Source organism: Streptomyces sp. NPDC058650 (assembly GCF_042717315.1).
Classification (GTDB): domain Bacteria; phylum Actinomycetota; class Actinomycetes; order Streptomycetales; family Streptomycetaceae; genus Streptomyces.
Window position 1 is genome coordinate 263,397 of record NZ_JBHXRL010000001.1, and the last position, 26,582, is coordinate 289,978.

The following is a 26,582-nucleotide window of genomic DNA, read 5'->3' on the forward strand; positions in this document are numbered from 1 at the left end:
TTCCCCCCACCTGGCGGGACGGGGGAAAATCGGGACGGATCAGGTCGTTCGAAGGGCTGCCCGGAAGGTCATCCGGAGGGCCTCCGGAAGGTCGTCAGGAAGATCATCCGGAGGTTGTCCGGAAGGTCGTCCGGAGCGCCCGGAAGGTCAGCCGACAGGTGAGCCAGAAGGTCGGCCGGAAGGTCAGCCGAGCGTCTCCGCCGCGGTCTCCGAGGAGTCCCGCAGGAAGGTCGTGCAGCGCTCGAACTCCTCCTTCTCGCCGATCGCGCCGGCCGCCCGGGCGAGGGCGTGCAGCGCGCGCAGGAAGCCGCGGTTCGGCTCGTGCTCCCACGGCACCGGGCCGTGGCCCTTCCAGCCGCTGCGGCGCAGCGAGTCCAGGCCGCGGTGGTAGCCCGTACGGGCGTAGGCGTACGACTCGACGACCCGGCCGCCCTCGAAGGCGTCGTCGGCGAGCTGCGCCCAGGCGAGCGAGGAGGTCGGGTACTGCGCGGCGACCTCCGCCGGCGCCGTACCGTTCGCGAGCAGTTCGCGCGGCCCCGGGTCGTCGGGCAGGTGGGTGGGGGCCGGTCCCCCCAGAAGGTTCTCGTGGATGGCCATGGGGACACCCTAGGGGGTGTCCTGTCGATCAGGCCTGGGCGTCCCGCCGGCCCGGGTCGAGCGGCGGTGACGTCACCCCGCAGTGGACCCGGCACTCCGGGTGGCACGTGGCTCCCGCGGGCGGGGTGCGCATCGTGGTCCAGGCGAGCACCGCCCCCACCACCAGGATCCCCGCGCACATCGGCATCGCTCGCCGGAAGGTCTCGTCGAACTCCTCCGCCGAGAGGTACGCCTCCGGGCCCATCCCGGCGAGCAGCGGCAGCGCGGCCACCGCGAGCAGCCCGGCCGCCCGCGCCGCCGCGTTGTTGATCCCGCTCGCCAGGCCCGCCCTGGCCACGTCCACGGAGGCCAGGACGGTCGCGGTCAGCGGCGCCACCAGGGCCGTCATGCCGAGACCGAGCACCGTCACGGCCGGCAGCACGTCCTGGACGTACGAGGCGTCCTCCCCGACCCGCAGCATCAGCAGCATCCCCGCCGCGCACAGCAGCGGCCCCACGGTGAGCGGGATCCGGGGCCCGATCCGCTCCCCCAGCTCCCCGGACTTCGCCGAGAGCAGCAGCATGAGCACGGTCGTCGGCAGCAACGCCGTACCGGCGCCGAGCGCCGAGTAGCCCGAGACCACCTGGAGCTGGAGCGCGGCCAGGAAGAAGAACCCGCCGAACGCCGCGTACACGCACAGGGTGACCAGGTTGACCGCCGTGAACAGCCGGGACGCGAAGATCGACGAGGGCGCCATCGCGCGCTCGCCGCGCCGCCGCTCCACCACCACGAACCCCGCCCCGAGCACCACCCCGGCCGCCCCCGCCCACCAGGCCTCGCCGATCAGCGCGTACGTCACGAGCCCGAGCGCCGCCGCGCCCAGGACCGCGCCGAGCACGTCGAAGCGGCCGTGCGCGGTCTCGTCCCGTGACTCCGGCACATGGCGCAGGGCGACGGGCACACAGAGTGCGGCGAGCGGCACGTTCAGCAGGAACACCCACCGCCAGCCAGGACCGTCCACCAGCCAGCCGCCGACGAACGGCCCGACCGCCGCGCCCACCCCGCCGAAGCCGGACCACAGACCGACCGCCTTGGCCCGGTCGTCCTCGTGGAAACTGGCCTGGATCAGCGCGAGCGAGCCGGGCGTGAGCAGCGCCCCGCCCACGCCCTGGAGCGCGCGGGCCGCGATCAGGATCTCGGCGTTCGGCGCGAGCCCGCACAGCAGCGAGGCCAGCGCGAACCACACCACCCCGATCACGAAGACCCGGCGCCGGCCGTACCGGTCGCCGAGCGCCCCGCCGAGCAGGATCAGCCCGGCGAGGGCCAGCATGTAGGCGTTGACGGTCCACTGGAGCGCGCCGAGGTCGGCGTCCAGGTCCTCGCCGATGTGCGGCAGGGCGACGTTGACGACGGTGGAGTCCAGCAGCACCATCCCGGAGCCGAGGACGGTAGTGAACACGATCCACCGGCCGGTCCTCGAGGCCATCCGCACGTCCCGCTCACCCATGCCTGCCATGGTCCTCGCGGGGGCGGCCATGTGCACCCCGATGTGGCATCCGTCCCTGTCCCCGACCTCGTCCGGAGGGGCCCCCGGCCCCGGTCAGGCCGGGTGGGCACACCGGGGCGGCGCCCCGACGGGCACAGGACGGGCGAGTACACCGGGGCGCCCCGACGGCACGTCCGCCCCATGCCTCTGGCGCACACGAGACCGGCTCCCCGTGTCAGGCCGTGCGCAACCGGTTCGCCGCGCGAACGAGCGCGTCCACGCCCCGCTCGGCCTTCTTCCTCGGGCAGCCCACGTTCAGCCGGACGAAGCCGGGCGTCCCGTACACCCCGCCCGGCATGATCGCGACCTTCTCCACGGACACCAGCTCCTCCTGGAGCCGGGCCTCCTCGATCCCGAGCGGCCGCAGGTCGATCCAGGCCAGGTAGCCGGCCTGCGGGGGCTCCCAGACGACGCCGGGCAGGCCCGTGGCCAGTCGCTCCCGGAGCAGCTCCATCGTGCCCGCGACATAGCCGCGCAGCTCGTCCAGCCAGGGCGCGCCCTGGCGGTAGGCGGCGATGTGGGCGGTCAGCGAGAGGACGGCGGGCGAGGCGAGGCCCTCGCCGGTCTCCATGCGCCGGACGAAGGCCTCGCGGGCGTCGGGGTCGCCGACGATCCCGTACGAACCGGAGAGCGCGGGGAAGTTGAAGGCCTTCGTGCCGGAGGTGACGAGCGCCCAGCGGCGCCCCCGGCCCGGCTCCGCCACCCGCGTCCACGGGACGTGGCGGTGGCCGTCGGTGGTGAGGTCGGCGTGGATCTCGTCGCTGACGACGGCCGCGCCGTGGCGCTCCGCCAGCTCGGCGAAGACGGCGAGCTCCTCCTCCGTCCACACCCGGCCGGTCGGGTTGTGCGGGGAGCAGAGCAGCAGCATCCGGCTGTCGGGGCGGGCCAGCTCCCGCTCCAGGGCGTCGAGGTCCCCGAGCGGCACGCCCCGCAGCTCGCGCCCGAGCCCGGTGACGGCCTTGCGGAAGCCGTCGTAGGTGGGGGTGTGCACGACGACGCCGTCGCCGGGCTCCGTCCACATCCGCAGGAGCTGCGAGAGCTGGTTGAGCACGGACGGCGCGTACACCAGCGCCCCCGGGTCGATCTCGGTCGCGTACCGGCTCGCGTACCAGTGCCGGATCGCGTCCCGGAAGTCGCCGAGCCGCCAGTCCGTGTAGCCGAAGACCCCGTGGTCGACGCGGTCGCGCAGGGCGGCGAGGACCTCCGGCGGCGAGGCGAAGTCCATGTCGGAGATGGTGAAGGGGAGCAGGTCGGCGACGCCGAAGCGGTCCGCTATCCCGTCCCACTGGACCGACCAGGTCCCGTGCCGGTCCGTCTCACGGTCGAAGTCGTACATCAGGCCCTGCCCCTCTCGTCGACGCACGAGGGCCCGGCACCTCGCGAGGTACCGGGCCCGTCGTTCACACGATGACTTGCGTCAGCTTCGTGGACTTACTTCAGCTTCGTGCCGGTCGAGCGCAGCGCGGCACACGCCTCGGTCACGCGGACGGCCATGCCGGCCTCGGCCAGCTTGCCCCAGGTGCGCGGGTCGTAGGTGGACTTCTTGCCGACCTCGCCGTCGACCTTCAGGACACCGTCGTAGTTGCGGAACATGTGGTCCACGACCGGACGGGTGAAGGCGTACTGGGTGTCGGTGTCGAGGTTCATCTTCACGACGCCGTTCTCCAGCGCGGTGGCGATCTCCTCGGCCGTCGAGCCCGAGCCGCCGTGGAAGACGAAGTCGAACGGGTTGACCTTGCCGAACTTCTCGGCGACGCCCGCCTGGAGGTCCTTGAGGAGCTCGGGGCGGAGCACGACGTTGCCCGGCTTGTAGACGCCGTGCACGTTGCCGAAGGACGCGGCCAGCAGGTAGCGGCCCTTCTCGCCCAGGCCGAGGGCCTCGGCGGTGCGGATGGCGTCGTCGACGGTGGTGTACAGCTCGTCGTTGATCTCGTGGGTGACGCCGTCCTCCTCGCCACCGGTCGGGGTGATCTCGACCTCAAGGATGATCTTGGCGGCGGCGGCCTTCGCGAGCAGCTCCTGGCCGATGGCCAGGTTGTCGGCGAGGGTCTCGGCGGAGCCGTCCCACATGTGCGACTGGAACAGCGGGTTCTGACCGGCCTTGACGCGCTCGGCGGAGATGTCGAGCAGCGGACGGACGTAGCCGTCCAGCTTGTCCTTCGGGCAGTGGTCGGTGTGCAGAGCGACCGTGATGTCGTACTTCGCGGCGACGATGTGCGCGAACTCGGCCAGGGCAACGGCGCCCGTGACCATGTCCTTGTTGTACTGGCCGCCCAGGAACTCGGCTCCGCCGGTCGAGATCTGGATGATGCCGTCGCTCTCGGCCTCAGCGAAGCCGCGCAGCGCAGCGTGCAGAGTCTGGGTCGAGGTCACATTGATGGCCGGGTAGGCGAACTTGCCTGCCTTCGCCCGGTCGAGCATCTCGTTGTAGACCTCGGGGGTTGCGATGGGCATTCGTCCGCTCCTTGTGATGTGCGGGGTGTGTGCGTTGCTGTCCCTGACCTGGGGGCGACGTCATCGTCGCCCCCATCCTTCCAGACTCTTGTCCGGGCTCCCACGGGCGCGGCACGACAAGGGGCGGGGTGTTTCACGTGAAACACCCCGCCCCTTGGTGAAAATGCAGGTCAGGACCGCCTTCGCCGGGGCCCGGGACCTAAGTCACGACTTCGCGGCGGTTACGCCAGCTCAAGGTCGCCCAGCTGGTAGCCGGTGAGGTACGGCAGGCCCGCGTCGGCGATCGCGCCGGCCGCGCCCCGGTCCACGATCGTGGCCACGGCGACGACCTCGCCGCCCGCCTCGCGGACGGCCTCGACGGCCGTCAGCGGGGAGCCGCCGGTGGTCGAGGTGTCCTCGACCACCAGGCAGCGGCGGCCCTTCACGTCCGTGCCCTCGATACGGCGCTGCATGCCGTGCGCCTTCTGGGCCTTCCGTACGACGAAGGCGTCGAGGCGCTGTCCGCGCGCGGCGGAGGCGTGCAGCATCGAGGTGGCGACCGGGTCGGCGCCCAGGGTCAGGCCACCGACGCAGTCGAAGTCCAGGTCGGCGGTGAGGTCGAGCATGACCTGACCGACCATCGGCGCGGCCTCGCCGTCCAGCGTGATGCGGCGCAGGTCGATGTAGTAGTCGGCTTCCAGACCCGAGGAGAGGGTCACCTTGCCGTGCACCACGGCCTTGTCCTTGATCTGCTGGAGCAGCTCAGCACGTACGTCAGTCATGGTCAGCAGCTTAAGGGGCGTCCCCGCACGGTCGCCCCTCGTCGACTACAGCCGCCGCCAGCTCCAGACGCTCTCGACCTCCAGGGGGTCGATCGGGGTGACGAGACGCGGGTGGGTGTTGAGACCGTTCGGCGGGCCGGACTGCGGCTCGACGCAGACCGCCTCCGCCGGCTCGTCGTAGATCACGACCCACTCGGCGCGGCTGCTGACCTTCAGCTCCAGTTCCTCCGGCCAGGTGAGGGTGACGTCGACTCCGTCGGGCATCCCGAAGCAGTCGTCCCAGGGGCCGGGGAGGGGGTCGATCCGGCGGCCGGTGGGGAGGTGGTTCTCGCCGCGCTCCTCCTGCCAGCCGGGGGCGAAGTCGAGCCGCACGTCCTGGCCGCCGTTGCCGAGGTTGCGAAGGAACCAGGGGTGCCAGCCGGCCTGCGCCGGGAAGGAGTCGTCGTAGGTCTCGACCCCGAAGCGGAGGGTGAGGGAGTCCTCGGCCAGCTCGAAGACCTGGGTCACCCTGCCCTTGTACGGCCACGGGTCCCCGAGCTCGCAGGTGAAGACCGCCTCCGTCTCGGAGACCCGGGCGGTCTTCCAGGCGAGGTCGCGGACGGTGCCGTGGATGGCGTGCGGGGGCGCGTTGACCGGCAGCTGGTGCGTGGTCGCCCCGTCGAGGAAGCGGCCGTTCTCGGTCCGCCCGCACCAGGGCACCATCGGGAAGCTCCCGAACCGCTCGCCCTGGCGCAGCACCTCGGTGCCGCCGATGCGCAGGCCCCCGATCCGGCAGCCGTGTTCGGGGCTGATGGTCAACTCGGCGTCGCCCGCCGTCAGTCGCGTCTGCATGCTCACGCCCCGACCCTAATCCTGCCGGGCCGATTCAGCGGCGTCGGCGCAGAGCCCGGCCGACGACGACGGCGGAGGCGATGGCGAGCGCGGCGGCGGGGGCGATCCAGCGCAGGGTGGCGGTCGCGCCGGAGGCCTCGGGGGCGGGGACGGGGGCGTACCGGCCGCGAGGCGGGGCGTGGTCGACCTCCTCGGCGCTGCGCCCGATCATGGTCCGCCGCGCGTGGGCGGCCTCGACGGCGGGCTGCGGGGCGGGGAAATCGATCGGAGTGGTGCCGAAGTCCTCGTCGAGGAGGGGGTCGAGGGAGGGGGGCGGGACGGGCGCGTCGAAGACGGGGGAGCGCGCGGGCTCCTCGACCCCGTCGTCCACACCGTCGTGATCGGAGTCGGAGTCGGAATCGGAGTCGGAATCGCTGTCCTCAGGTCCCTCCCCCAGTCCCTCCCTCTCCCCCGTCTCCCCCGGCTCCCCCGGCTCCTCCGCGAGCGCCGTCAGCGCCTCCGCGAACTTGTCGAGCAGCTTGGCGCCGGCCGTGGCCCGTGCCTCGTCCGTCGCCTCGGCGAGTCGGCCGGCCACCGTCAGGGCGCCGCTGAAGCCGATGCTCGTGCCCTCGTCCACGGGGGTGAGGACGACGGTCAGGGTGAGCTCGGCCGAGCCCTTGCCCCGGGCCTCGGTGCCCTGGCCCTCGTACGTGATGGCGCCGTCCCGCTCGACGACCCGCAGGGCGCCGCGGTAGGTGATGGTGTGGCCGCCGACCCGGACCTTGAGCCGGCCCGCGAGGGGGCCCGCCTCCGCGTCGGCGTCCCGCTGGAGGCCGGGCACGCAGCGCACCACCCGGGCCGGGTCCGTGAGCGTCGCGCGCAGGGCCTCGGCCGGTACCGGAACGAACACCTCATGCTCCATGGAAGCCGAGCCTACTCAGGCCGGGGCGCGGCGTCGCCTCTTTGCGCCGGGGCCCGCGCGCCCCTGCCACGGACCTCCTGCCGCCCTCGCCCCGGCCCGGGCAGCGCCCTGGCCCCGCTGTCAGCTGCCGTACCTCGGGTGCACCAGGGTCGAGGGCGGCAGCTCGGCGCCCCTGGCCCGCTCGGCGCGGCGGGCCGCGGCCTCCAGGGTGCCCGCGCCGAGGGAGCGCAGCCGGGGCGCGTCGGGTGCGAGGCCGAGGGCGGGCGGCCGGTCGCCCGGGACCGCGAGGAGGAAGCCCCAGTCCCCCGGCCCCTGCTCCGTACCGCCGGTGCGGTCGGCACGGTCGGGGCCCGCCGCGAAGCCGGGGGTGCGGCCGCTCGCGCTGTACGGGCGGGTCGCGAACCCGGCGGCACGCAGGGTGGCGTCCACGGTCCAGTAGGTGTGCGGCCGGTCGGTGACCGATCCGGCGTGGACGGCGAACCGCCCCGAACCGGTGAGGACGCGGGCCACGAGACCGTAGAACTCCTCCGAGTAGAGCTTGGTGCTGGGGGTGATGCCCGGGTCCGGGAGGTCGGAGATCACCACGTCGTACCGTTCCTGCACACGATCGGCGGCGCCCCGGAGCCAGTGGAAGGCGTCCGCGTAGACCACCCGGACGCGCGGGTCCCGGAACGCCTGGGCGTTGAGCGTGGCGAGCGCCGGATCGGTGCGGGCGAGGCGGACGACCCCGGGGTCGAGCTCGACGACGGTGACGGAGGTGACGCCGGGGTAGCGCAGCGCCTCGCGGGCGGCGAGGCCGTCCCCGCCGCCGACGATCAGTACGCGCGCGTGCGGGCCCTTCATCGCGGGGTGGACGAGCGCCTCGTGGTAGCGGTACTCGTCCTGTCCCGCCACCCGCAGCCGGCCGTCGAGGAACAGGCCGGGCGGCCCCTCGCGGCCTCCCGTCACCACCACCTCCTGGAGGTCCGTGTGGACGGCGACCCGCACCTCGTCCCCGTACACGGCCCGGCGCGCGGCCTCCTCGAAGTCGTCGACGAGCACGGTCGCCGTCGCCAGGACGGCCAGGACCGACACGTTCACCCCGATCAGCAGGGCGCGGGAGCGGGCGGTCAGGTCGCGGCGGAAGACCCACAGCACGAGCCCGCCGCCCGCGATCGCGTTGACCGCGCCGGTGACGAGCGCGCCGGTGAGCTGGCCGAGCCAGGGCAGCAGGAGGAAGGGGAAGGCGAGGCCGCCGACGAGCGCGCCGACGTAGTCGGCGGCGAAGAGGTCGGCGACCGTCCCCGCGGCGTCGTCCTGCTCGCCGGCCGGGGCCTGCCGTCGCGGGCCGGTCCCGGCGGCCCGCTGTATGAGGGACATGAGGAGGGGGATCTCCGCGCCGATGAGCACGCCGATGGCGAGCGAGAACGCCACGACGACGTACCGCGACTCGCCGAGCCAGGCGAAGGCCGCGTACAGCGCGAGGGCCGAGCAGCCGCCGATGAGGGCGAGCCCGGCCTCGACCAGGCCGAAGCCGACGGCGGCGCGGCAGCGCAGCCGCTTGGCGAGGAGCGAGCCCACTCCCATCGCGAAGACCATCACGGAGAGCACGACGGAGGCCTGGGTGACCGAGTCGCCGATCAAGTAGGAGGCGAGCGCGACCAGTTCGAGTTCGTAGACCAGGCCGCAGGCGGCGCAGACGAAGACCACGGCGAGGACCGGGAACCGCACCGCCTCGGCCGACCGCGGCGGCCGTCGTGACCTGGGAGGCCTGGGCGACCTGGGCGGTCTGGGCGGCCGCTCGCGCCGCCGCACGGGCGGTTGTCGCACCCTGGTGGGTGGCATGGTCACGGTCGGCTCGATCATGAACGTAACGCTACGTCACGAATTACACACCCCTTGTCACCCACACGAGTGCATCTGGAGCTCTGGAGGGGCGTATCAGAGTGTTGCAGGCATACGTGCGCCGATCCGGGTCCTGGTCACCACCAGCTGCCCTTCCTGCGGGTAGGCGTGCCAGGTGCGCCAGCGCACCTGGCCCTCGTGGCGCTGCGCCAGCATCGCCGTGAAGGCGTGCGGGGAGCCGGGGAAGGTCCCCGCGAGGCCGTTGGGGTGGTCGGCGACGAGTGCGAGCAACTCCTGCGCACGGCCCGCGAAGGAGCCGCGCGAGAGCGTCTCGACGCGCGCCGCGAATTCGTACTCCCATTCGCCGACGCGCTTGGAGACGCCGAGCGGGAGGGGAGTGCTGCTGCCGGGCATACACGCGACGGTCTCCGAGCAGCTGCGCCCCTCCTCCTCCAGGAGTACCTGGTGGGAGGCGCCGAGCAGTCTCAACTGGAGTCTGGCGCCGGAGAGTTCGAGGTCGAGCACGGCCAGGGCGGGCAGCGGCTCACGCCCGAGGGCCCAGGCCAGATCGGCCGCGCGGGTATCGGTGTAGGACGTTTTCAGGGTGGTGAGCATGGGTCGGCTCCGCAAACACGGTTTGACGGGTGGGCCGGGGGCGCCCCGGAGAGGGTCCAACGGGAGTGGGGGATCGCCGGCTCGGTTCCACACACGATCCGAGGGCTGTCTTTGTCAGGAGCGAGAGAACCACGGACGCCGGGCGACTCGCAGCGTTTTTACCCAACTTGCCGTGTTTTCCAACCCCTTCGGGGACCCCACAGTTCAATTGTTCAATCAGAATCGATCGACAAGATCCGCCGAAATGCCAACGTCACGTGCCTCCGGGTCCGTTGCGCCGCGGCCCGCGCGCCTCAGCTGCCGCCGCAGCCGCCCCCTCCACAGCTGGAGCCGGAGCTGCAGGAGCTTCCGCCCCCTCCGCAGCCCGCCGTGCCGCCGCCGCCGCCGTCGGCCCAGCTGCGCCCGTTCTTCCGGCCGCCGCGCCGCCCGGCCGCGCCGGTGACGCGGCGGACGGTGGAGATCAGGCCGATGAGGATGACCGCCCCCATGCAGACGATGAAGAGTTCCATCAGTACTACCCCCGTTCTTCTGTGCGAGGGAGATGCCCTCTGTGGCGCCCCCTCAAAGACGACTTGAGCGATTCCAGAGCTTCAGCTGCACGAGGACGAGGAGCTGGAGCAGGAGGACGAGGAACACGACGAGCTGGAGCTGGAACAGGAAGAAGAGGACGACGACGATGACGACGAACACGAGAACGAGGACGAGGACGAGGACGACGAAGTCGACGATCCGGCCCACCAGCTGTCGGCACCACTCGCGGTGCCACCGGAACCGCCACCGGAACCGCCACCGGAACGCACCGTGCCGCGCATCGACAGCGCGACGACCCACACCACGATCGCGATCACGAGCGCGATCCCGAGGATGAAGAATGCGATGTTCATGCCAGGGCGATCCCCCCGGCGCTCCCTCGCCAAAGCGCACTTGAGGAAGTCCAGAGCTTCCCCCCAGGATGGCGGTCATGACACGACCGCTGCTCAACCGCCGGCTCGCCGAATTCGGGACGACGATCTTCGCCGAGATGTCCGCGCTGGCGGCCAGGACCGGGGCGATCAACCTCGGTCAGGGCTTCCCCGACACCGACGGCCCGGAGGAGATCCGCGAGGCCGCCGTCCGCGCGCTGCGGGACGGCCGCGGCAACCAGTACCCGCCCGGCCCCGGCGTCCCCGAGCTGCGGCAGGCCGTCGCCGACCACCAGCGCGAGTGGTACGGCCTCGCGTACGACCCCGACACGGAGGTACTGGTCACCGCCGGCGCCACCGAGGCGATCGCGGCCACCCTGCTCGCCCTCGTGGAACCGGGCGACGAGGTGATCGCCCTGGAGCCGTACTACGACTCGTACGCGGCCTGTGTCGCGATGGCCGGCGGCACCCGCGTCCCCGTCACGCTCCGCCCGCACGAGGGCGCCTACGTCCTCGACCTGGACGAACTCCGCGCCGCCGTCACCGACCGCACCCGGCTCATCCTCCTGAACACCCCGCACAACCCCACCGGCACCGTCCTCACCCGCGACGAGCTGACCGCCGTCGCCGAGCTGGCGATCGAGCGGGACCTGCTCGTCGTCACCGACGAGGTGTACGAGCACCTGGTCTTCGACGACGCCGAGCACATCCCGCTCGCGAGCCTCCCCGGCATGCGGGACCGCACGGTCACCATCGGTTCGAGCGGGAAGACGTTCTCCTTCACCGGCTGGAAGGTCGGCTGGATCACCGCGAGCCCCGAGCTGACGTCGGCCGTCCGCTCGGCCAAGCAGTTCCTCACGTACGTCTCCGCCGGCCCGTTCCAGTACGCGATCGCCGAGGCGCTCCGCCTCCCCGCCACGTACTTCGACGGTCTCCGCGCCGACCTCCGGGCCAAGCGGGACCTGCTGAGCGAGGGCCTGGCGCAGGCGGGCTTCGAGGTCTACCGCCCGGCGGGCACCTACTTCGTCACCACCGACATCCGCCCGCTCGGCGCCGACGACGGCTTCGCCTTCTGCCGCTCCCTCCCCGAGCGCGCGGGCGTCGTCGCCATCCCGAACGCCGTCTTCTACGACCACCGCGAGGCCGGCGCCCCCTTCGTCCGCTTCGCCTTCTGCAAGAAGACAGAGGTCCTGGAAGAGGCCGTCACCCGCCTCAAGCGCCTCGCCTGAGGCCAGCGCCTCCTGGCGGCTGAAGGACCTCGGCCACGAGACGCACGCGAAGCCCTCCTCCCGAGGGCCGGATCCGCGACGATCAGGCGGGCCGAGAGCGGGTCCGTACTGATCACCGTGACGTGCCGGCCTCTGCGGGCCAGGCCGCGCTCCAGGGGCTGGCCTCCTTCTCGTCCCGTCATCCCTCGTCACGCCGTCGCGGCCCCCGAGCGGGACGTGCGGCAAACGGGTGAACGATCACACGAGGCGGCGAGCGTTCCGCCGCCCGCGACTCCGGGCCCCCGACTGCCGGCCCGCGACTCCGGGCGTGCGACTCCGGGCGCGCGACTGCCGGCCCGCGACCCCGGGCGGGCGACTCCGGGCGCGTGACTGCCGGCCCGCGACTCCGGGCGTGCGAAAGCCCGGCGCGGGGCCGTGGCCACGAGGGGCACGGCGCCGGCCGGGCTTCGGCGGGTGGCGAGGGGCGGGAGGCTCAGGCCTCCTCGTCGCCCGCCTTCTGCTCGGGGGTCTCCAGACCGAACTGCTCCACGACCCACTTGTCGAACTCGATGGAGGCGCGGACCCAGCTGACCGTGGAGGACACGAAGTGCTCCAGGGCGACGCCGGTGCCGATCAGCATCTGGGCCTCACCGATGAGGCGGAGGGTGGCGGAGCCGTCCTCCTCCTCGTGCAGGTGGGTGTAGACCTTGGGCCACAGGGTGCGGCGGTTCCAGTCGTCGATCGCGTCGAGGACCCTGGCGCGGTCGTCGGCCGAGTGCGGGCGGTCGTAGAACGTCCGCACCGAGAAGACCTGCTGCTCGTCCTCGCCGCGGAACATGAAGTACGTGCGGAATTCCTCCCACGGCGCCGCGAGGTCACCCTCGTCGTCGACGACGTACTTCAGCTCCATCTGCTCGAGGAGCTGCTTGACGAGGTCCTGGTCGGGGACGACGGGGCCCGCCGGTCCTGCGGCCTGAGGCTGGGGCTGGCCCCCGAAATTCGGAATCGAGGACGGGTCGATGCTCACCGTGAATTTCCCTTCGTACGGATGCTCGCCATCCTCCCCCATGTCGGCCGGTTCAGGGGAGCCCCACCAGCCGCGATCCGCTGCGGGCTGACAAAGAACCTCGCCCCTTACCGTGCCGGGCCGACGATCAGACCGCCCTCGAAGCAGTCCACCCTGACCGTGTCGCCGTCCACGACCTCGCCCGCGAGGATCTCCTTCGCGAGCCGGTCGCCGATCGCCGTCTGGATCAGGCGGCGCAGCGGCCTCGCGCCGTACGCCGGGTCGTTGCCCTCCTCGGCGAGCCACTCCAGGGCCTCCGGGGTGACCTCCAGGGTGAGCCGCCGGTCGGCGAGCCGCTTCGCGAGCCGGTCGATCTGGAGCCGCGCGATCCGGCTCAGCTCGGCCCGGTCGAGCGCGGAGAAGACGACGAGGTCGTCGAGGCGGTTGAGGAACTCCGGCTTGAAGCTCGCCCGGACCACGTCCATGACCTGCTGCTTCTTCACGTCCTCCGAGGTCAGCGGGTCGACCAGGTACTGGCTGCCCAGGTTCGAGGTGAGGATCAGGATGGTGTTGCGGAAGTCGACCGTCCGGCCCTGGCCGTCGGTGAGGCGACCGTCGTCGAGGACCTGGAGCAGGACGTCGAAGACCTCCGGGTGCGCCTTCTCCACCTCGTCGAGCAGGACCACGCTGTACGGGCGGCGGCGGACCGCCTCCGTGAGCTGGCCGCCCTCCTCGTAGCCGACGTAGCCGGGAGGCGCGCCGACCAGCCGGGCGACGGAGTGCTTCTCGCCGTACTCCGACATGTCGATGCGGATCATGGCCCGCTCGTCGTCGAAGAGGAAGTCGGCGAGCGCCTTCGCCAGCTCGGTCTTGCCGACGCCGGTCGGGCCGAGGAAGAGGAAGGAACCAGTGGGCCGGTCGGGGTCGGCGATCCCGGCGCGCGTGCGGCGCACGGCGTCGGAGACGGCCTGCACGGCCTCGGACTGGCCGATCAGGCGCCGGCCGAGCTCGTCCTCCATCCGGAGCAGCTTCTGCGTCTCGCCCTCCAGGAGGCGGCCGGCGGGGATGCCGGTCCAGGCGCCGACGACGTCCGCGATGTCGTCGGGGCCGACCTCCTCCTTGACCATCGTGTCCTTCGAGGACTCCTGCTGGGCCTCGGCCTCGCTCGCCTCCGCCAGCTCCCGCTCCAGGGCCGGGATCTCCCCGTACAGCAGCTTGGAGGCGGCGTCGAAGTCTCCGTCGCGCTGGGCGCGCTCGGCCCGTCCACGGGCCTCGTCGAGGCGCTCCTTGAGCTCGCCGACCCGGTTGAGGGACTGCTTCTCCTTCTCCCAGCGGGCGGTGAGGCCGCGCAGCTCCTCCTCGCGGTCGGCGAGGTCGCGCCGCAGCTTCTCCAGGCGCTGCCTGCTCGCCGCGTCCGTCTCGTTCTTGAGGGCCAGCTCCTCCATGCGGAGCCGGTCCACGGACCGCTGGAGCTCGTCGATCTCGACGGGCGAGGAGTCGATCTCCATGCGGAGCCGGGAGGCGGCCTCGTCGACGAGGTCGATGGCCTTGTCGGGGAGGAAGCGCGAGGTGATGTACCGGTCGGAGAGGGTCGCGGCGGCGACCAGCGCGGAGTCGTTGATCTGCACCTTGTGGTGCGCCTCGTACCGGCCCTTGAGGCCGCGGAGGATCGCGATGGTGTCCTCGACCGTCGGCTCGGCGACCAGGACCTGCTGGAAGCGCCGCTCCAGGGCGGGGTCCTTCTCGATGCGCTCGCGGTACTCGTCGAGGGTGGTCGCGCCGACCATCCGCAGCTCGCCGCGGGCCAGCATGGGCTTGAGCATGTTGCCCGCGTCCATGGCGGAGTCGCCGCCGGCGCCCGCGCCGACGACCGTGTGCAGCTCGTCGATGAAGGTGATGATCTGGCCGTCGCTCGCCTTGATCTCGGAGAGGACGGTCTTCAGTCGCTCCTCGAACTCGCCGCGGTACTTGGCCCCGGCGACCATCGCGCCGAGGTCGAGCGAGACGAGCCGCTTGTTCTTCAGCGACTCGGGTACGTCGCCCTTCACGATCCGCTGGGCGAGGCCCTCGACGACGGCGGTCTTGCCGACGCCGGGCTCACCGATGAGGACCGGGTTGTTCTTGGTGCGGCGGGACAGCACCTGCACCACGCGCCGGATCTCGTGGTCCCGGCCGATGACCGGGTCCAGCTTGCCCTCGCGCGCGGCGGCCGTGAAGTCCGTGCCGAACTTCTCCAGCGCCTTGTACTGCCCTTCCGGGTCGGGTGTGGTCACCCGGCGTCCTCCCCTGCTCTTCTCGAAGGCGTCGAGCAGCTTCGATGCGCTCGCGCCCTGCCGGTCGAGGATCTCACCGGCCCGGCCGCCCCTGGCGGCGATCCCGATGAGCAGGTGCTCGGTGGAGAGGAAGTCGTCGCCGAGCTCCTTGGCCTGCCGGTCGGCGTCGGCGATGACCGCGAGGAACTCGCGGTTGGGCTGCGGGGGCGCGACCGTGGACCCGGTGATGCTCGGCTGGGCGGCGATCAGCCGCTCCGCACCGGCGCGCACGACCGCCTGGTCGGCCTCGACGGCGGCGAGCAGGTCGGTGATGTTCGCGGATTCCTGTCGTCCCTGACCCGCCAAGAGGGCCAGCAGCAGGTGCGCGGGGGTGAGATCCGGGTTCCCCTCGGACACGGCGCGGCTCGTGGCCGCGTTGATCGCGTCCCGGCTCCGGTTGGTCAGTTCGACGTCCACGTGCGGTGTTCCTCCTCGGTATACGGCTACAGGTATACGGCTACACCTCTTCTATGACCCTTCCAGCGTACACAAAGTTGAGTGCATTCCACTCAAGCTTTCGGAGGGAGTTCTCCCCCGGGTAGTTTCCGGGGCATGGCCACAGACCCGAGGAACCCTTCCGACTCGTACCTCAGCTTCTGGCGCGAGTACCACATGTGCACCCTGACGACCCCGCGCGCGGACGGCACCCCGCACGTCGTGGCGGTCGGCGTCACGTACGACCCCGAGGGCGGATACGCCCGGGTGATCACCAACAAGCACAGCCGGAAGGTCGCCAACGTCCTGGCGGCGGGCGCGGACGGCGCGCGCGTGGCGGTCTGCCAGGTCGACAAGGGGCGCTGGGCCACCCTGGAGGGCGTCGGGCGCATCCGCACGGAGCCCGAGGTCGTCGCGGACGCCGTCGACCGGTACGCCGAGCGGTACGGCCGCACGCCGGCCCCGAACCCGGACCGGGTCGTCATCGAGATCGCCCTCACGCGGGCGATGGGCCGCGCCTGAGAAGCGAGAAGGACGCGGAAGCGAGCCCGGAGGAGACACGGGCACAGCACAGCGGCGCCATCGCGTTTCAGGTCCGCGATGGCGCCGCTGTGTGGGGGAAGTGCCGGAGCGATCTACAACGACGGGGGAATCGCTCAGGCACTGCGGGGGGTGGCGGTGATGGTCTCTGGTTCGATCAGCTGGTGGTCCCGCTGGTCGAGGTTGACGAAGATCATGCCGTACCGGATGGCACAGCGGATGGGCTGCGGGGCACCCCGCGGGCGGCGGAGACAGCGGTAAGCACGGACGTCCTCGTCCTGCTCGCGTGCCACGACGATCGGTTCTCCGAAGAGGGTGACCTTCAGCGCGTCGCCACGGTGGGGGATGGCCGTGGCGAGGTCGACGAAGTGCCAGCCGGAGCGATAGGCCGAGGCCATCTCCCGGCGGAACCTGGGGTCATCGGGAACGTTCATGCGCCCGTCTAGCTCCAGCCGGGATCCTGTGCGGGGGCCACGCTCCAGCCCGGGTCACCGAGGAGCGCGGAGGCCGCGTGCCAGCCCGGGTCGAGCGGTGCGGCCCGCACCTCGGCCGGCGCCGTGTGCCAGCCGGGGTCGTGGGTCACTCCCACGGCGCCCAATGCGACCCCCGCGATGAAGGCGACTCCGGCCACCGTGCGTATGAGCTTCTTCATCATCACCGAGCAACCTCACTTGAAGGCAACGTCTCTTTTCCAACCCCCGCGAGTAAGACGATGGCTTACTCTCTGCACCTGCACCACCAAACCCAGGCATCATGTTCCTGAGATGCAGGAGCCTGGGGGTGTACATATGCGGAAACAAGCGGACGAAACCGGTCACCCGCATTCGTATGCCGAGCTCTGCAAAGCCGGCTCCGAGCTGTACGCGGCCGCCCTGCGGACCGGGCGAATACCCCGGTCAGAGACCCTTGAGGCCCCCTGCCTCCTCGATCTCTCCCTGCTCCACCCCGACCCGGACGACGCCCGCTGGCTCCGTCCGGTTCCCCCGTCGGCCGCTCTCGCCCAGCTGCTCCAGCCGATCGAGCGGGAAATACTCGACCGCCGCCGGCGCACCGTCGCCCTTTCGGACGCTTTCGAGCCGTTCATGGCCATCAGCGCCCACGACTCCCCCACCACGCACGCCATCACCGTGCTCGAGGGCATCGACCGCATCAACTCGACCCTCGACCGCGTCGTCGCCAACTGCCGCCACGAACTGCTCACCGTCCAGCCCGGCGGCGGCCGTCCCGCGCAGGCCCTCAGCGAAGCCCTCGACCGCGTCTCGCCCCTGCTCGGGCGCGGCATCAGCATGCGCACGCTCTACCAGCACACGGCCCGCCACACCGAGCTCACCCTGACCTACCTGGAGCACGTCGGCCCCGAGGTCCAGGTGCGCACGCTGGAAGAGATCATCGACCGGCTGATCATCGTCGACCGCGAGGTCGCCTTCGTCCCGGCCCGCAGCGACCGCCAGGTCGCCCTGGAGCTGCGCCACCCCGGCCTGGTCGCCTATCTCGGCGGCGTCTTCGACCAGTTCTGGCATCTCGCGGTGCCGATCCGGGAGGAGATCCCGTACGACATCAAGACCGACGGCATCGGCGGCGTCCAGCGGTCCATCGCGAAGCTCCTCGTCGAGGGGCACGTCGACGAGGCCATCGCCCGGCGCCTCGGCATGAACGTCCGCACCTGCCGCGCCCACATCGCCAAACTCGCCACCGCCCTCGGCAGCGGTAGCCGGGCGCAGCTCGGCTACCTCATCGCCCAGTCCGGCATCCTCGAACGGGACAACTGACCAGCGTGTACGTACAGATCGACCTCGACGGACCCGCGGGGACACTCCGGGTCTCCGGCCACGGGCTGCCCACCGTGGAGCTCGTACGGGCCCCCGGCGCCGACCCCGACGCCCACACCCCCATCGGGACCCGCAAACGCGCCCTGCTCGCGCTGACCGTCGACGGGGAACCGGCCGTCGTCCGGCCCGCGCGCGGGCGGCTCCTGCGGCGCTCCTACCGCGTGGACGTCCGGACCGGCGGCGTCCGCTACCGGCTCGTGCCCTGCGGGTACGTGGACAGCCGGTTCACCCGCGACGGGCGCCGGATCGGCATCCTCACCTCCTCGGGCGACGGCAAGGTCATCGACGAGTGGGACGGCGACCCCACCCCTCACGACCTCGCCCTGGGCATCGCCCTCGCCGCCGCGTTCGGCACCGGCGCCTCGCCCTGGTGGGAGACCCTCGGCGACATCGTGGGCGAGCTGATCCCGTAGGAATCCGCCGGACACGCGACGAGGCCCCCTCCACCGCGGTGGAGGGGGCCTCGTCGTACGTGCTGTGCGGAGCTATTCGCCGCGCTTGGGGCGCCAGACCACCAGCGCGCTCGCCTGCTGCACGTCCTGGTACGGCACCAGGTCGCGCCGGTACGAGGCGTGCACCTGGGCCTCGCGCTGCCGCATCGCCGCCGCCGCGCCGTCGACCGCGGCCGACAGCTCGGCGATCCGGCTCTGCAGCGCCGCGACCTGGTTCTCCAGTTCGATGATGCGCTTGATGCCGGCGAGGTTGATGCCCTCGTCCTGCGACAGCTGCTGCACCTGACGGAGCAGCTCGATGTCCCGGGCCGAGTAGCGCCGCCCGCGGCCCGCCGTGCGGTCCGGGGAGACCAGGCCGAGACGGTCGTACTGCCGCAGGGTCTGCGGGTGGAGACCGGAGAGCTGGGCCGCCACCGAGATGACGTACACCGGCGACTCGTCGGTCAGTTCGTACGGATTGCGTCGGCGCCCGTCCACGGGGTCACGCTCCCTTCGCGGCCTGGAACAGCTCCGCCCGGGGGTCCTCGGAGGCCGTGGCCTCGCGGAAGGTCTCCAGGGCCTCACGTGCCTTGTCGTCCAGCTCCTTCGGCACCGCGACCTCCACCGTGACGAGCAGGTCGCCGCGGGTGCCGTCCTTGCGGACCGCGCCCTTGCCACGGGCGCGCATGGTCCTGCCGTTCGGAGTGCCCGCGGGCAGCTTGAGCGTGACCGCGGGGCCGCCGAGCGTCGGCACCTTGATCTCGCCGCCGAGCGCCGCCTCCGTGAAGGAGACCGGCACCGTGACGGTGAGGTTGTCGTCCTTGCGGCCGAAGACCGCGTGGTCGTCGACGTGCACGACCACGTACAGGTCGCCGTGCTGCCCACCGCGCTCGCCCGGGGCACCCTTGCCGCGCAGCCGGATCCGCTGCCCGTCGGAGACACCCGCCGGGATGCGGACCTGCATGGTGCGGGAGGACTTGGCCCGCCCGCTGCCCTTGCAGACCTCGCAGGGGTTCTCGGCGATGAGGCCGCGGCCCTTGCAGTCCACGCACGGGTCGGTGAGCGAGAAACCGCCGCCGCTGCCGCGCGAGACCTGCCCGGTGCCGACGCAGGTCGGGCACACCCGGGGCGTGCCGTTCTTGTCGCCGGTGCCCGAACACGCCGTGCACGGCTGCTGGCTGGACATCCGCAGCGGTACGGTCGCGCCCTCGACGGCCTCGATGAAGCTGAGCGTCACCTCGGACTCGATGTCCTGGCCGCGGCGCGGCTGGGTACGCGTACCCGCCCCCGCCCCGCGGTTGAACAGGCCGCCGAAGACGTCCCCGATGCCGCCACCGCCGCCGAAGCCGCCGGCTCCGCCGGGGCCGCCCTGGGCGCCTCCGAAGAGGTCGCCCAGGTCGAAGTTGAACGAGCCGCCGCCCGGGCCGCCGGCCCGGAAGCCGCCGTTCCCGAAGAGGGCGCGCGCCTCGTCGTACTCCTTGCGCTTCTTGGCGTCACCGAGGATGTCGTTGGCCTCGGAGATCTCCTTGAAGCGCTCCTCGGCCTTGGTGTCGCCCTTGTTGGCGTCCGGGTGGTTCTCGCGGGCGAGCTTCCGGTACGCCTTCTTGATCTCGGCCTCGGTGGCGTCCTTGGGGACGCCGAGAACCTTGTAGTAGTCCTTCTCGACGAAGTCCTTCGTGCTCATCGACGTCCCTCCTTCCGGACGATCGTTGCGTCACCCCTCGTCGGGGGCACCGCTCTCCTCGTCGGCCTTCTCTTCCTTGGTGCCGGGCGTGGCGCCCGGCTGGGGCTCGGCCACCGCGACCCGGGCGGGCCTGATGGTCCGCTCGCCGATCCGGTACCCCGGCTGCAGGATCGCCACGCAGGTCGTCTCGGTGACGTCCGGCGCGTACGAGTGCATCAGGGCCTCGTGGATCGTCGGGTCGAAGGGCTCGCCCTCCTTGCCGAACTGCTGCAAACCCATCTTGGCGACGACGGTCTCCAGCGATTCGGCCACCGACTTGAACCCGCCCGTGAGCTCGCCGTGGTCCCGGGCCCGGCCGACGTCGTCGAGGACGGGCAGGAGCTCGGACAGGAGCGTCGCGACGGCGATCTCCTTGACCGTGACCCGGTCCCGCTCCACGCGGCGGCGGTAGTTCTGGTATTCGGCCTGGAGCCGCTGGAGGTCCGCGGTGCGCTCGTCGAGCGCGGAGCGCACCTGGTCCAGCTGGGCCGTGAGGCCCGCGGTACCGGCCGACTTCTGGTCGCTTGCGTCCCCGGCCGGGGCCGCCTTCTCCTCCTTGGAGGAGTCGGCGGCCTCGGCGGCGTCGTCAGGGGTGGCGCCGGAGGGGACGTCGGGCTTCTCCTCGAAGCCCGGGGTCTCCTCGGTCACGCCTGACCACCCTTCTTGGGCTCGTCGTCGATGATCTCGGCGTCGACGACGTCGTCGTCCGCCTGCGCCTGACCGGCACCGGCGTCGCCGCCCGCGGCCTGCGCGCCCTGCGCGTCGGCGTAGAGGGCCTGGCCGAGCTTCTGGGAGACGGCCGCGACCTTCTCGGTGGCGGTGCGGATCTCGGCGGTGTCCTCGCCCTTGAGCTTCTCCTTCAGCTCGACGAGCGCGGCCTCGACCTCGGCCTTGACGTCACCGGGGACCTTGTCCTCGTTGTCCTTGAGGAACTTCTCCGTCTGGTAGACGAGCTGCTCGCCCTGGTTGCGGGACTCGGCGGCCTCGCGGCGACGGTGGTCCTCGTCCGCGTACTGCTCGGCCTCCTGGCGCATCCGGTCGACCTCGTCCTTCGGCAGCGAGGAGCCGCCGGTGACGGTCATCTTCTGCTCCTTGCCCGTGCCCAGGTCCTTCGCGGTCACGTGCATGATGCCGTTGGCGTCGATGTCGAAGGCGACCTCGATCTGCGGGACGCCACGCGGCGCCGGCGGCAGACCGGTCAGCTCGAACATGCCGAGCTTCTTGTTGTACGCCGCGATCTCGCGCTCGCCCTGGTAGACCTGGATCTGCACGGACGGCTGGTTGTCCTCGGCCGTCGTGAAGATCTCGGACCGCTTGGTCGGGATCGTGGTGTTGCGCTCGATGAGCTTGGTCATGATGCCGCCCTTGGTCTCGATACCGAGGGACAGCGGGGTCACGTCGAGGAGCAGGACGTCCTTGACCTCACCCTTGAGGACACCGGCCTGGAGCGCGGCGCCGATGGCGACGACCTCGTCCGGGTTGACGCCCTTGTTGGCGTCCTGACCGCCGGTCAGCTCCTTGACGAGCTCGGCGACGGCCGGCATGCGGGTGGAGCCACCGACGAGAACGACGTGGTCGATCTCGCGGAGCTCGATGCCCGCGTCCTTGATGACGTTGTGGAACGGCACCTTGCAGCGGTCGAGCAGGTCCGAGGTGAGCTGCTGGAACTGGGCGCGCGTGAGCTTCTCGTCCAGGTGCAGCGGGCCCTCGGCGGAAGCCGTGATGTAGGGCAGGTTGATCGAGGTCTCCGTCGAGGACGAGAGCTCGATCTTCGCCTTCTCGGCGGCCTCGCGCAGACGCTGGAGCGCCATCTTGTCCTTGGCGAGGTCCACGCCGTGGCCGTTCTGGAACTGCGTCACCAGGTAGTCGACGACGCGCTGGTCCCAGTCGTCACCACCGAGGTGGTTGTCACCGTTGGTGGCCTTCACCTCGACGACGCCGTCGCCGATCTCCAGGAGGGACACGTCGAAGGTGCCGCCACCGAGGTCGAAGACGAGGATCGTCTGGTCGTCCTTGTCGAGGCCGTAGGCCAGGGCGGCCGCGGTCGGCTCGTTGACGATGCGCAGGACGTTGAGGCCCGCGATCTCACCGGCCTCCTTGGTGGCCTGGCGCTCGGAGTCGTTGAAGTACGCCGGGACGGTGATGACCGCGTCGACGACCTTCTCGCCCAGGTACGCCTCGGCGTCACGCTTGAGCTTCTGCAGGATGAAGGCGCTCATCTGCTGCGGGTTGAAGTTCTTGCCGTCGATCTCGATCTTCCAGTCGGTGCCCATGTGGCGCTTGACCGACCGGATGGTCCTGTCGACGTTGGTGACGGCCTGACGCTTGGCCACCTCGCCGACGAGCACCTCGCCGTTCTTCGCGAAGGCGACGACGGACGGCGTGGTCCTGGCGCCCTCGGCGTTGGTGATGACGGTGGGCTCGCCGCCTTCCAGAACGCTGACGACGGAGTTAGTCGTGCCCAGGTCGATGCCGACCGCACGTGCCATTTCAATTCCTCCAGCTGACTGACTTGAGTGGATCTGACTCAAGGATGCACGAGACCCCGCGGTGCGTCAACAGACCTGAGTGGAGGGGGCTCAATTCTTCACCCTTTATCTCGCTCATACGGGCCATGGCGCGCGTCGATCCCGGACCGGACGGGGTGGCGCGTGAGAGAGTCCGGGTTGCCCCTTGCCGGGCAAAGCAGGCATATCCCACGAATATCCCATGATTCTCACTCGGTCCCTCGGAAGGGTGTGGGGAATGACGGCCAAGCGTGCCTTCGACATCCTGGGCGGGCTCGCCCTCCTGGTCGTGCTCTCCCCGGTCCTCGCCGCCGTCGCCCTCTCGGTCGCGCTCGGCGGGACGGCGCCCGGCGGGACAGCGCGCGGCGGGACGGTGCGCGGCGGGACGGTGCGCGGTGGGATCCTGCGCCGCCGGACGGTGGCCGGTCTGGACGGCCGCGCCTTCACGATGCTGACCTTCCGCACGAAGAGCCCGCTGGCCGCGCTGCCCCTGCTCCTGCACGTCGTCGCGGGCCAGATGTCGCTGGTCGGGCCGTGTCCGCTGACCCCGTCCCACCGCGAGTGCGCGGGCGAGGGCCGGCGCCGGCTCTCCGTACGCCCCGGACTCACCGGGCCGTGGCAGATCAGCGGGCGCTCGGAGCTGCCGTGGGAGGAGCGCGAGCTGCTCGACCTCCACTATGTGGACCACCATTGGCTGGGGATGGACCTGACGATCCTGGCGCGTACGCTTCCAGCAGTCCGCAGGCGTCGCGCGGCAAGGTTTGCCTGAGCGACACAGATCACCGTGAGTGCCGCTACAGCGCGGGGCCGTGACCCGGTAATCTCAGCACGGACTCAATAAGTTACCGCTTAGTAGGCCCGCGAGTAGTAGGCACGCGAGGCCCGCCCGAGGAGCCCCTCATGCAACTCGCCGCGATCGTCGTGTCGATCGTCATCACGGTGGTGGCCGTCGCGCTGTTCGGCCGCGCCACCGTGCAGATCTACCGCTTCGTACGCCTCGGCCAGCCGGTCCCCGCGGGCACGCGCACCGGCGACCCCACACAGCGCACCATCACGCTGGTCAAGGAATTCCTCGGCCACACCCGGATGAACCGCTGGGGCATCGTCGGCGTGGCGCACTGGTTCGTCGCGGTGGGCTTCTTCTCGCTGCTCCTGACGATCGTCAACGCCTTCGGCCAGCTGTTCCAGGCCGACTGGCTGATCCCGATCATCGGTGACTGGCTGCCGTACGAGGTCTTCACCGAGTTCCTCGGCCTGATGACGGTCCTCGGCATCGTGACCCTCATCGTGATCCGCCAGCTCAGCAAGCCGACCAGGGCGGGCCGCAAGTCCCGCTTCACCGGCTCCAAGACGGGCCAGGCCTACTTCGTCGAGGCCGTCATCCTGATCGTCGGCGTCTGCATCATGACGCTGCGCGCCCTCGAAGGCGTCCAGCACCACGTGACGAGCTGGGAGCCCGGCTTCTTCGCCTCGTACCCGCTGATCGCGCTGCTCGACGGCCTGAGCCTGAGCACGATCCAGTACCTCACCTACTTCTTCGCGGCGCTCAAGATCGTCACGTCCTTCACCTGGATGATCACGGTCTCGCTCAACACGAACATGGGTGTCGCCTGGCACCGCTTCCTCGGCTTCCCGAACATCTGGTTCAAGCGGAACTCCGACGGCTCCACGGCCCTCGGCGCGCTCCAGCCGATGACGACCGCCGGCAAGGAGATCGACTGGGAGGACCCGGCCGAGGACGCCGTCTTCGGTGTCTCCCAGGTCGAGCAGTTCTCTTGGAAGGGCATCCTCGACTTCTCCACCTGCACCGAGTGCGGCCGCTGCCAGTCGCAGTGCCCCGCCTGGAACACCGGCAAGCCGCTCTCCCCGAAGCTCCTCATCATGTCGCTGCGCGACCACGCGCACGCCAAGGCCCCGTACCTGCTCGCCGGCGGCGGCAAGGACATGGAGGGCAACGAGAAGGCGACGCCGGAGCAGCTCAAGGACGTCCCCGCCTCCGCGATCGCCGAGGCCGAGCGCCCCCTCATCGGCACCGCCGAGGAGAACGGCGTCATCGACCCGGACGTCCTGTGGTCCTGCACCACCTGCGGCGCCTGCGTCGAGCAGTGCCCGGTCGACATCGAGCACATCGACCACATCGTCGACATGCGTCGCTACCAGGTGATGATCGAGTCCGCGTTCCCGTCCGAGGCGGGCACGATGCTCAAGAACCTGGAGAAGAAGGGCAACCCCTGGGGTCTCGCCAAGAAGGCGCGCGTCGAGTGGACCAAGGAGGTCGACTTCGAGGTCCCGATCGTCGGGAAGGACGTCGAGGACCTCTCGGAGTACGACTACCTGTACTGGGTCGGCTGCGCGGGCGCCCTGGAGGACCGGGCCAAGAAGACCACCAAGGCCTTCGCCGAGCTGCTGAACATCGCGGGCGTCAAGTTCGCGATCATGGGCGGCGACGAGAAGTGCACCGGTGACTCCCCCCGCCGTCTGGGCAACGAGCCGCTGTTCCAGCAGCTCGCCCAGGAGAACGTCGCGATGCTGAACATGGCGTTCGGCGAGGACGACGAGGACGAGTCGACCAAGAAGCCGAAGTCGGCGAAGCGGATCGTCTCGACCTGCCCGCACTGCTTCAACACCATCGCCAACGAGTACCCGCAGCTCGGCGGCGAGTACGAGGTCATCCACCACACCCAGCTGCTCCAGCACCTCATCGACGAGGGCAAGCTGGTCCCGGTGACCCCGGTCGAGGGCCTCATCACGTACCACGACCCCTGCTACCTGGGCCGTCACAACAAGGTCTACACGCCGCCGCGCGAGATCATGTCCGCCGTCCCCGGCCTGCGCCAGCAGGAGATGCACCGCCACAAGGAGCGCGGCTTCTGCTGCGGCGCCGGTGGTGCCCGGATGTGGATGGAGGAGCGGATCGGCAAGCGCATCAACACCGAGCGCGTCGACGAGGCCCTGTCGCTGAACCCGGACATCGTCTCCACCGCCTGCCCGTTCTGCCTCGTCATGCTGACGGACTCCGTCAACGGCAAGAAGAACGAGGGCAAGGCGAAGGAGAACCTCCAGGTCGTGGACGTGGCACAGCTGCTCCTCGACTCGGTGAAGACCCCGGCGGAGCCGGAGCCGGAGTCCGCGCCGGAGCCGGAGCCGGCCGCGTAAGGACCCGTACGTGAGAGAGGGCCGTCCCGCGAGATCGCGGGGCGGCCCTCTTCGCATGCCTGAACGCTCGCGTCAGGCGGCCTTCTGCGCGGTGTACTTCTCGATCAGCTTGCCCTGGAAGTCGTAGACCCAGCTGCCGGCGCCCTGCTTCGGGGTGTCGATCGCGGCGAGCTTGTAGCGGTGCTGACCTGCGTCGACGAGCTTGTACGTCCAGCCGTGGTGGGCGGCCGTGGGGTGCTTCAGGTCGAGGGTGCCGACGGCGTGCCCGTCGGTCCGGTCGATCTCGACGCGGGGCCAGGTGTTCTGGCCCTTGCTCTTGAAGAACTTGGCGGTGTTGCCGTCGGGGAGCGTGATCTTGGCGTACGCCTGCTGGACGGTCTTCTGGTGCGGGGTGGGCTTGGGGGTCGGCTTGGGGGTCGGCGTCGGCTTGGGCGTCGGCTTGGGCGTCGGCTTCGGGGCGGTCTCCAGCCAGGAGGTGACCGTGCCGTCCGGCTGGAGCGTGACGTGGAGGCCGTTGTTCTGCCCGTAGGCCGGCTGCCCGGTGGTGGTGAGGGTGTCGATCAGGGACCCGCCCGCGTAGATCTCGGCGGAGAAGCGGCCCGGGCCGTCCTGGTAGACCTTGGCGAGCGAGCCGTCGGCGAGGTCGACGTTCCGCCACAGGACCGACTGGTCGCTCGCGGTCTGGTCACTCGCGCTCTGGTCGCTCGCGGTCCGGTCGCTCGCGGTCCGGGCCGCGTCCTGGTCCGGCACGTCGGCGGCGAAGGCCCCCGCGGCCGGCAGGAGGAGGGCGGCGACGGCCCCGGTGGCGACTGCGGCGGTACGGGCGGAACGGCGGGTGACACGCATCGGAAGGGCTCCTTGCTCGGGTCCTCGGGTCGCTGACATCTCCGAAGCTACGAGGCCGACATTGAGGTGATACGTCGGATTTGTCACAGCGGCCGCGCGCCTGGCCATCGGCCACGTCACGGCCCCGCCGCCCCCTGGGCATCCCTTAGGGGATGTCACAGCTCAGTGGCAAGGACCGG

At 71.0% G+C, this 26,582-nt stretch carries 26 protein-coding genes; 6 read left to right on the forward strand and 20 right to left on the reverse strand.

Translation table 11 applies throughout. The annotated features are described in order from the left end of the window. Nucleotides 1-183: 183 nt before the first annotated feature. The 11 genes from ACFWWU_RS01305 to ACFWWU_RS01355 form a co-directional block, all read right to left on the reverse strand. A complete protein-coding gene (locus tag ACFWWU_RS01305; RefSeq protein WP_317596825.1) occupies nucleotides 184-597 on the reverse strand; it encodes a DUF3151 domain-containing protein in 414 nt (137 codons plus the stop codon). Nucleotides 598-625: 28 nt separating this feature from the next. Then, on the reverse strand, nucleotides 626-2,083 hold the full coding sequence (locus ACFWWU_RS01310) for an MFS transporter (protein WP_384137626.1): 1,458 nt from the start codon (nucleotides 2,081-2,083) through the stop codon (nucleotides 626-628). A 214-nt stretch (nucleotides 2,084-2,297) separates the two neighbouring features. After that, nucleotides 2,298-3,458, reverse strand: coding sequence for a MalY/PatB family protein (locus tag ACFWWU_RS01315; RefSeq protein ID WP_384138392.1), 1,161 nt, complete (start codon nucleotides 3,456-3,458; stop codon nucleotides 2,298-2,300). Between the two features lie 95 nt (nucleotides 3,459-3,553). Beyond that, nucleotides 3,554-4,576, reverse strand: coding sequence for a class II fructose-bisphosphate aldolase (gene fbaA, locus ACFWWU_RS01320; protein ID WP_384137628.1), 1,023 nt, complete (start codon nucleotides 4,574-4,576; stop codon nucleotides 3,554-3,556). A gap of 221 nt (nucleotides 4,577-4,797) precedes the next feature. Beyond that, nucleotides 4,798-5,337, reverse strand: a complete 540-nt coding sequence (gene pyrE, locus ACFWWU_RS01325) for an orotate phosphoribosyltransferase (protein WP_384137630.1) — start codon at nucleotides 5,335-5,337, stop codon at nucleotides 4,798-4,800. Nucleotides 5,338-5,382: 45 nt separating this feature from the next. Beyond that, nucleotides 5,383-6,168 carry an aldose 1-epimerase gene (locus ACFWWU_RS01330; protein WP_384138395.1) on the reverse strand — a complete coding sequence of 262 codons (786 nt, stop codon included), beginning with the start codon at nucleotides 6,166-6,168 and terminating at the stop codon, nucleotides 5,383-5,385. A 34-nt stretch (nucleotides 6,169-6,202) separates the two neighbouring features. Further along, complete coding sequence (locus tag ACFWWU_RS01335; RefSeq protein WP_384137632.1) at nucleotides 6,203-7,069, reverse strand: SRPBCC family protein; 867 nt, start codon at nucleotides 7,067-7,069, stop codon at nucleotides 6,203-6,205. 120 nt (nucleotides 7,070-7,189) lie between these two features. Next, nucleotides 7,190-8,914 (reverse strand): polyamine aminopropyltransferase, encoded by a 1,725-nt coding sequence (locus ACFWWU_RS01340; protein ID WP_384137633.1) that lies wholly within the window; start codon nucleotides 8,912-8,914, stop codon nucleotides 7,190-7,192. A gap of 75 nt (nucleotides 8,915-8,989) precedes the next feature. After that, a complete protein-coding gene (locus tag ACFWWU_RS01345) occupies nucleotides 8,990-9,508 on the reverse strand; it encodes a DUF2617 family protein (protein WP_384137635.1) in 519 nt (172 codons plus the stop codon). 293 nt (nucleotides 9,509-9,801) lie between these two features. Beyond that, the gene (locus tag ACFWWU_RS01350; RefSeq protein ID WP_384137636.1) at nucleotides 9,802-10,017 is read right to left on the reverse strand and encodes a hypothetical protein; all 216 of its coding nucleotides are present in this window, start codon (nucleotides 10,015-10,017) and stop codon (nucleotides 9,802-9,804) included. A gap of 52 nt (nucleotides 10,018-10,069) precedes the next feature. Continuing rightward, nucleotides 10,070-10,246, reverse strand: coding sequence for a hypothetical protein (locus ACFWWU_RS01355; protein WP_384137638.1), 177 nt, complete (start codon nucleotides 10,244-10,246; stop codon nucleotides 10,070-10,072). A gap of 214 nt (nucleotides 10,247-10,460) precedes the next feature. Between ACFWWU_RS01355 and ACFWWU_RS01360 the strand changes: the two genes are divergently transcribed. Next, nucleotides 10,461-11,639: a pyridoxal phosphate-dependent aminotransferase gene (locus ACFWWU_RS01360; protein WP_384137639.1), complete on the forward strand. Its 1,179-nt coding sequence runs from the start codon at nucleotides 10,461-10,463 to the stop codon at nucleotides 11,637-11,639. 472 nt (nucleotides 11,640-12,111) lie between these two features. On the opposite strand, the gene ACFWWU_RS01365 is transcribed toward ACFWWU_RS01360, so the two are convergent. Then, complete coding sequence (locus ACFWWU_RS01365) at nucleotides 12,112-12,645, reverse strand: YbjN domain-containing protein (protein ID WP_317596843.1); 534 nt, start codon at nucleotides 12,643-12,645, stop codon at nucleotides 12,112-12,114. 107 nt (nucleotides 12,646-12,752) lie between these two features. After that, nucleotides 12,753-15,353 (reverse strand): ATP-dependent chaperone ClpB, encoded by a 2,601-nt coding sequence (gene clpB / locus ACFWWU_RS01370; RefSeq protein ID WP_384137641.1) that lies wholly within the window; start codon nucleotides 15,351-15,353, stop codon nucleotides 12,753-12,755. Between the two features lie 135 nt (nucleotides 15,354-15,488). Between clpB and ACFWWU_RS01375 the strand changes: the two genes are divergently transcribed. Next, nucleotides 15,489-15,893, forward strand: coding sequence for a pyridoxamine 5'-phosphate oxidase family protein (locus ACFWWU_RS01375; RefSeq protein ID WP_384137642.1), 405 nt, complete (start codon nucleotides 15,489-15,491; stop codon nucleotides 15,891-15,893). 134 nt (nucleotides 15,894-16,027) lie between these two features. On the opposite strand, the gene ACFWWU_RS01380 is transcribed toward ACFWWU_RS01375, so the two are convergent. After that, nucleotides 16,028-16,345, reverse strand: coding sequence for a hypothetical protein (locus ACFWWU_RS01380; RefSeq protein WP_056653193.1), 318 nt, complete (start codon nucleotides 16,343-16,345; stop codon nucleotides 16,028-16,030). Between the two features lie 8 nt (nucleotides 16,346-16,353). Further along, nucleotides 16,354-16,566 (reverse strand): hypothetical protein, encoded by a 213-nt coding sequence (locus ACFWWU_RS01385; RefSeq protein WP_384137644.1) that lies wholly within the window; start codon nucleotides 16,564-16,566, stop codon nucleotides 16,354-16,356. A gap of 133 nt (nucleotides 16,567-16,699) precedes the next feature. Between ACFWWU_RS01385 and ACFWWU_RS01390 the strand changes: the two genes are divergently transcribed. Further along, entirely contained in the window at nucleotides 16,700-17,680 is a 981-nt protein-coding gene (locus tag ACFWWU_RS01390; protein WP_384137646.1) for a helix-turn-helix transcriptional regulator, read from the forward strand. A gap of 5 nt (nucleotides 17,681-17,685) precedes the next feature. After that, nucleotides 17,686-18,153 (forward strand): hypothetical protein, encoded by a 468-nt coding sequence (locus tag ACFWWU_RS01395; RefSeq protein WP_384137648.1) that lies wholly within the window; start codon nucleotides 17,686-17,688, stop codon nucleotides 18,151-18,153. A gap of 72 nt (nucleotides 18,154-18,225) precedes the next feature. Here ACFWWU_RS01395 and ACFWWU_RS01400 read toward each other — a convergent pair whose 3' ends face one another. Genes ACFWWU_RS01400 through dnaK form a run of 4 tightly spaced genes read right to left on the reverse strand, consistent with a single transcriptional unit; the run spans nucleotide 18,226 to nucleotide 22,383 of the window. Then, nucleotides 18,226-18,669: a heat shock protein transcriptional repressor HspR gene (locus ACFWWU_RS01400; RefSeq protein WP_015034631.1), complete on the reverse strand. Its 444-nt coding sequence runs from the start codon at nucleotides 18,667-18,669 to the stop codon at nucleotides 18,226-18,228. A 4-nt stretch (nucleotides 18,670-18,673) separates the two neighbouring features. After that, on the reverse strand, nucleotides 18,674-19,855 hold the full coding sequence (gene dnaJ / locus ACFWWU_RS01405; RefSeq protein ID WP_384137650.1) for a molecular chaperone DnaJ: 1,182 nt from the start codon (nucleotides 19,853-19,855) through the stop codon (nucleotides 18,674-18,676). A gap of 30 nt (nucleotides 19,856-19,885) precedes the next feature. Then, nucleotides 19,886-20,542, reverse strand: coding sequence for a nucleotide exchange factor GrpE (grpE, locus tag ACFWWU_RS01410; RefSeq protein ID WP_384137652.1), 657 nt, complete (start codon nucleotides 20,540-20,542; stop codon nucleotides 19,886-19,888). After that, complete coding sequence (gene dnaK / locus ACFWWU_RS01415; protein ID WP_317596862.1) at nucleotides 20,539-22,383, reverse strand: molecular chaperone DnaK; 1,845 nt, start codon at nucleotides 22,381-22,383, stop codon at nucleotides 20,539-20,541. Before dnaK ends, grpE begins: the two co-directional genes overlap by 4 nt. Before the next feature lie 256 nt (nucleotides 22,384-22,639). Here dnaK and ACFWWU_RS01420 point away from each other — a divergent pair, with 256 nt between their 5' ends. Both ACFWWU_RS01420 and ACFWWU_RS01425 read left to right on the forward strand, forming a co-directional pair. Beyond that, entirely contained in the window at nucleotides 22,640-23,170 is a 531-nt protein-coding gene (locus tag ACFWWU_RS01420) for a sugar transferase (protein WP_384137654.1), read from the forward strand. Between the two features lie 131 nt (nucleotides 23,171-23,301). Continuing rightward, nucleotides 23,302-25,557, forward strand: coding sequence for a (Fe-S)-binding protein (locus ACFWWU_RS01425; RefSeq protein ID WP_384137656.1), 2,256 nt, complete (start codon nucleotides 23,302-23,304; stop codon nucleotides 25,555-25,557). A 72-nt stretch (nucleotides 25,558-25,629) separates the two neighbouring features. On the opposite strand, the gene ACFWWU_RS01430 is transcribed toward ACFWWU_RS01425, so the two are convergent. Next, nucleotides 25,630-26,403, reverse strand: coding sequence for a hypothetical protein (locus tag ACFWWU_RS01430; protein ID WP_384137657.1), 774 nt, complete (start codon nucleotides 26,401-26,403; stop codon nucleotides 25,630-25,632). Nucleotides 26,404-26,582: the final 179 nt, after the last annotated feature.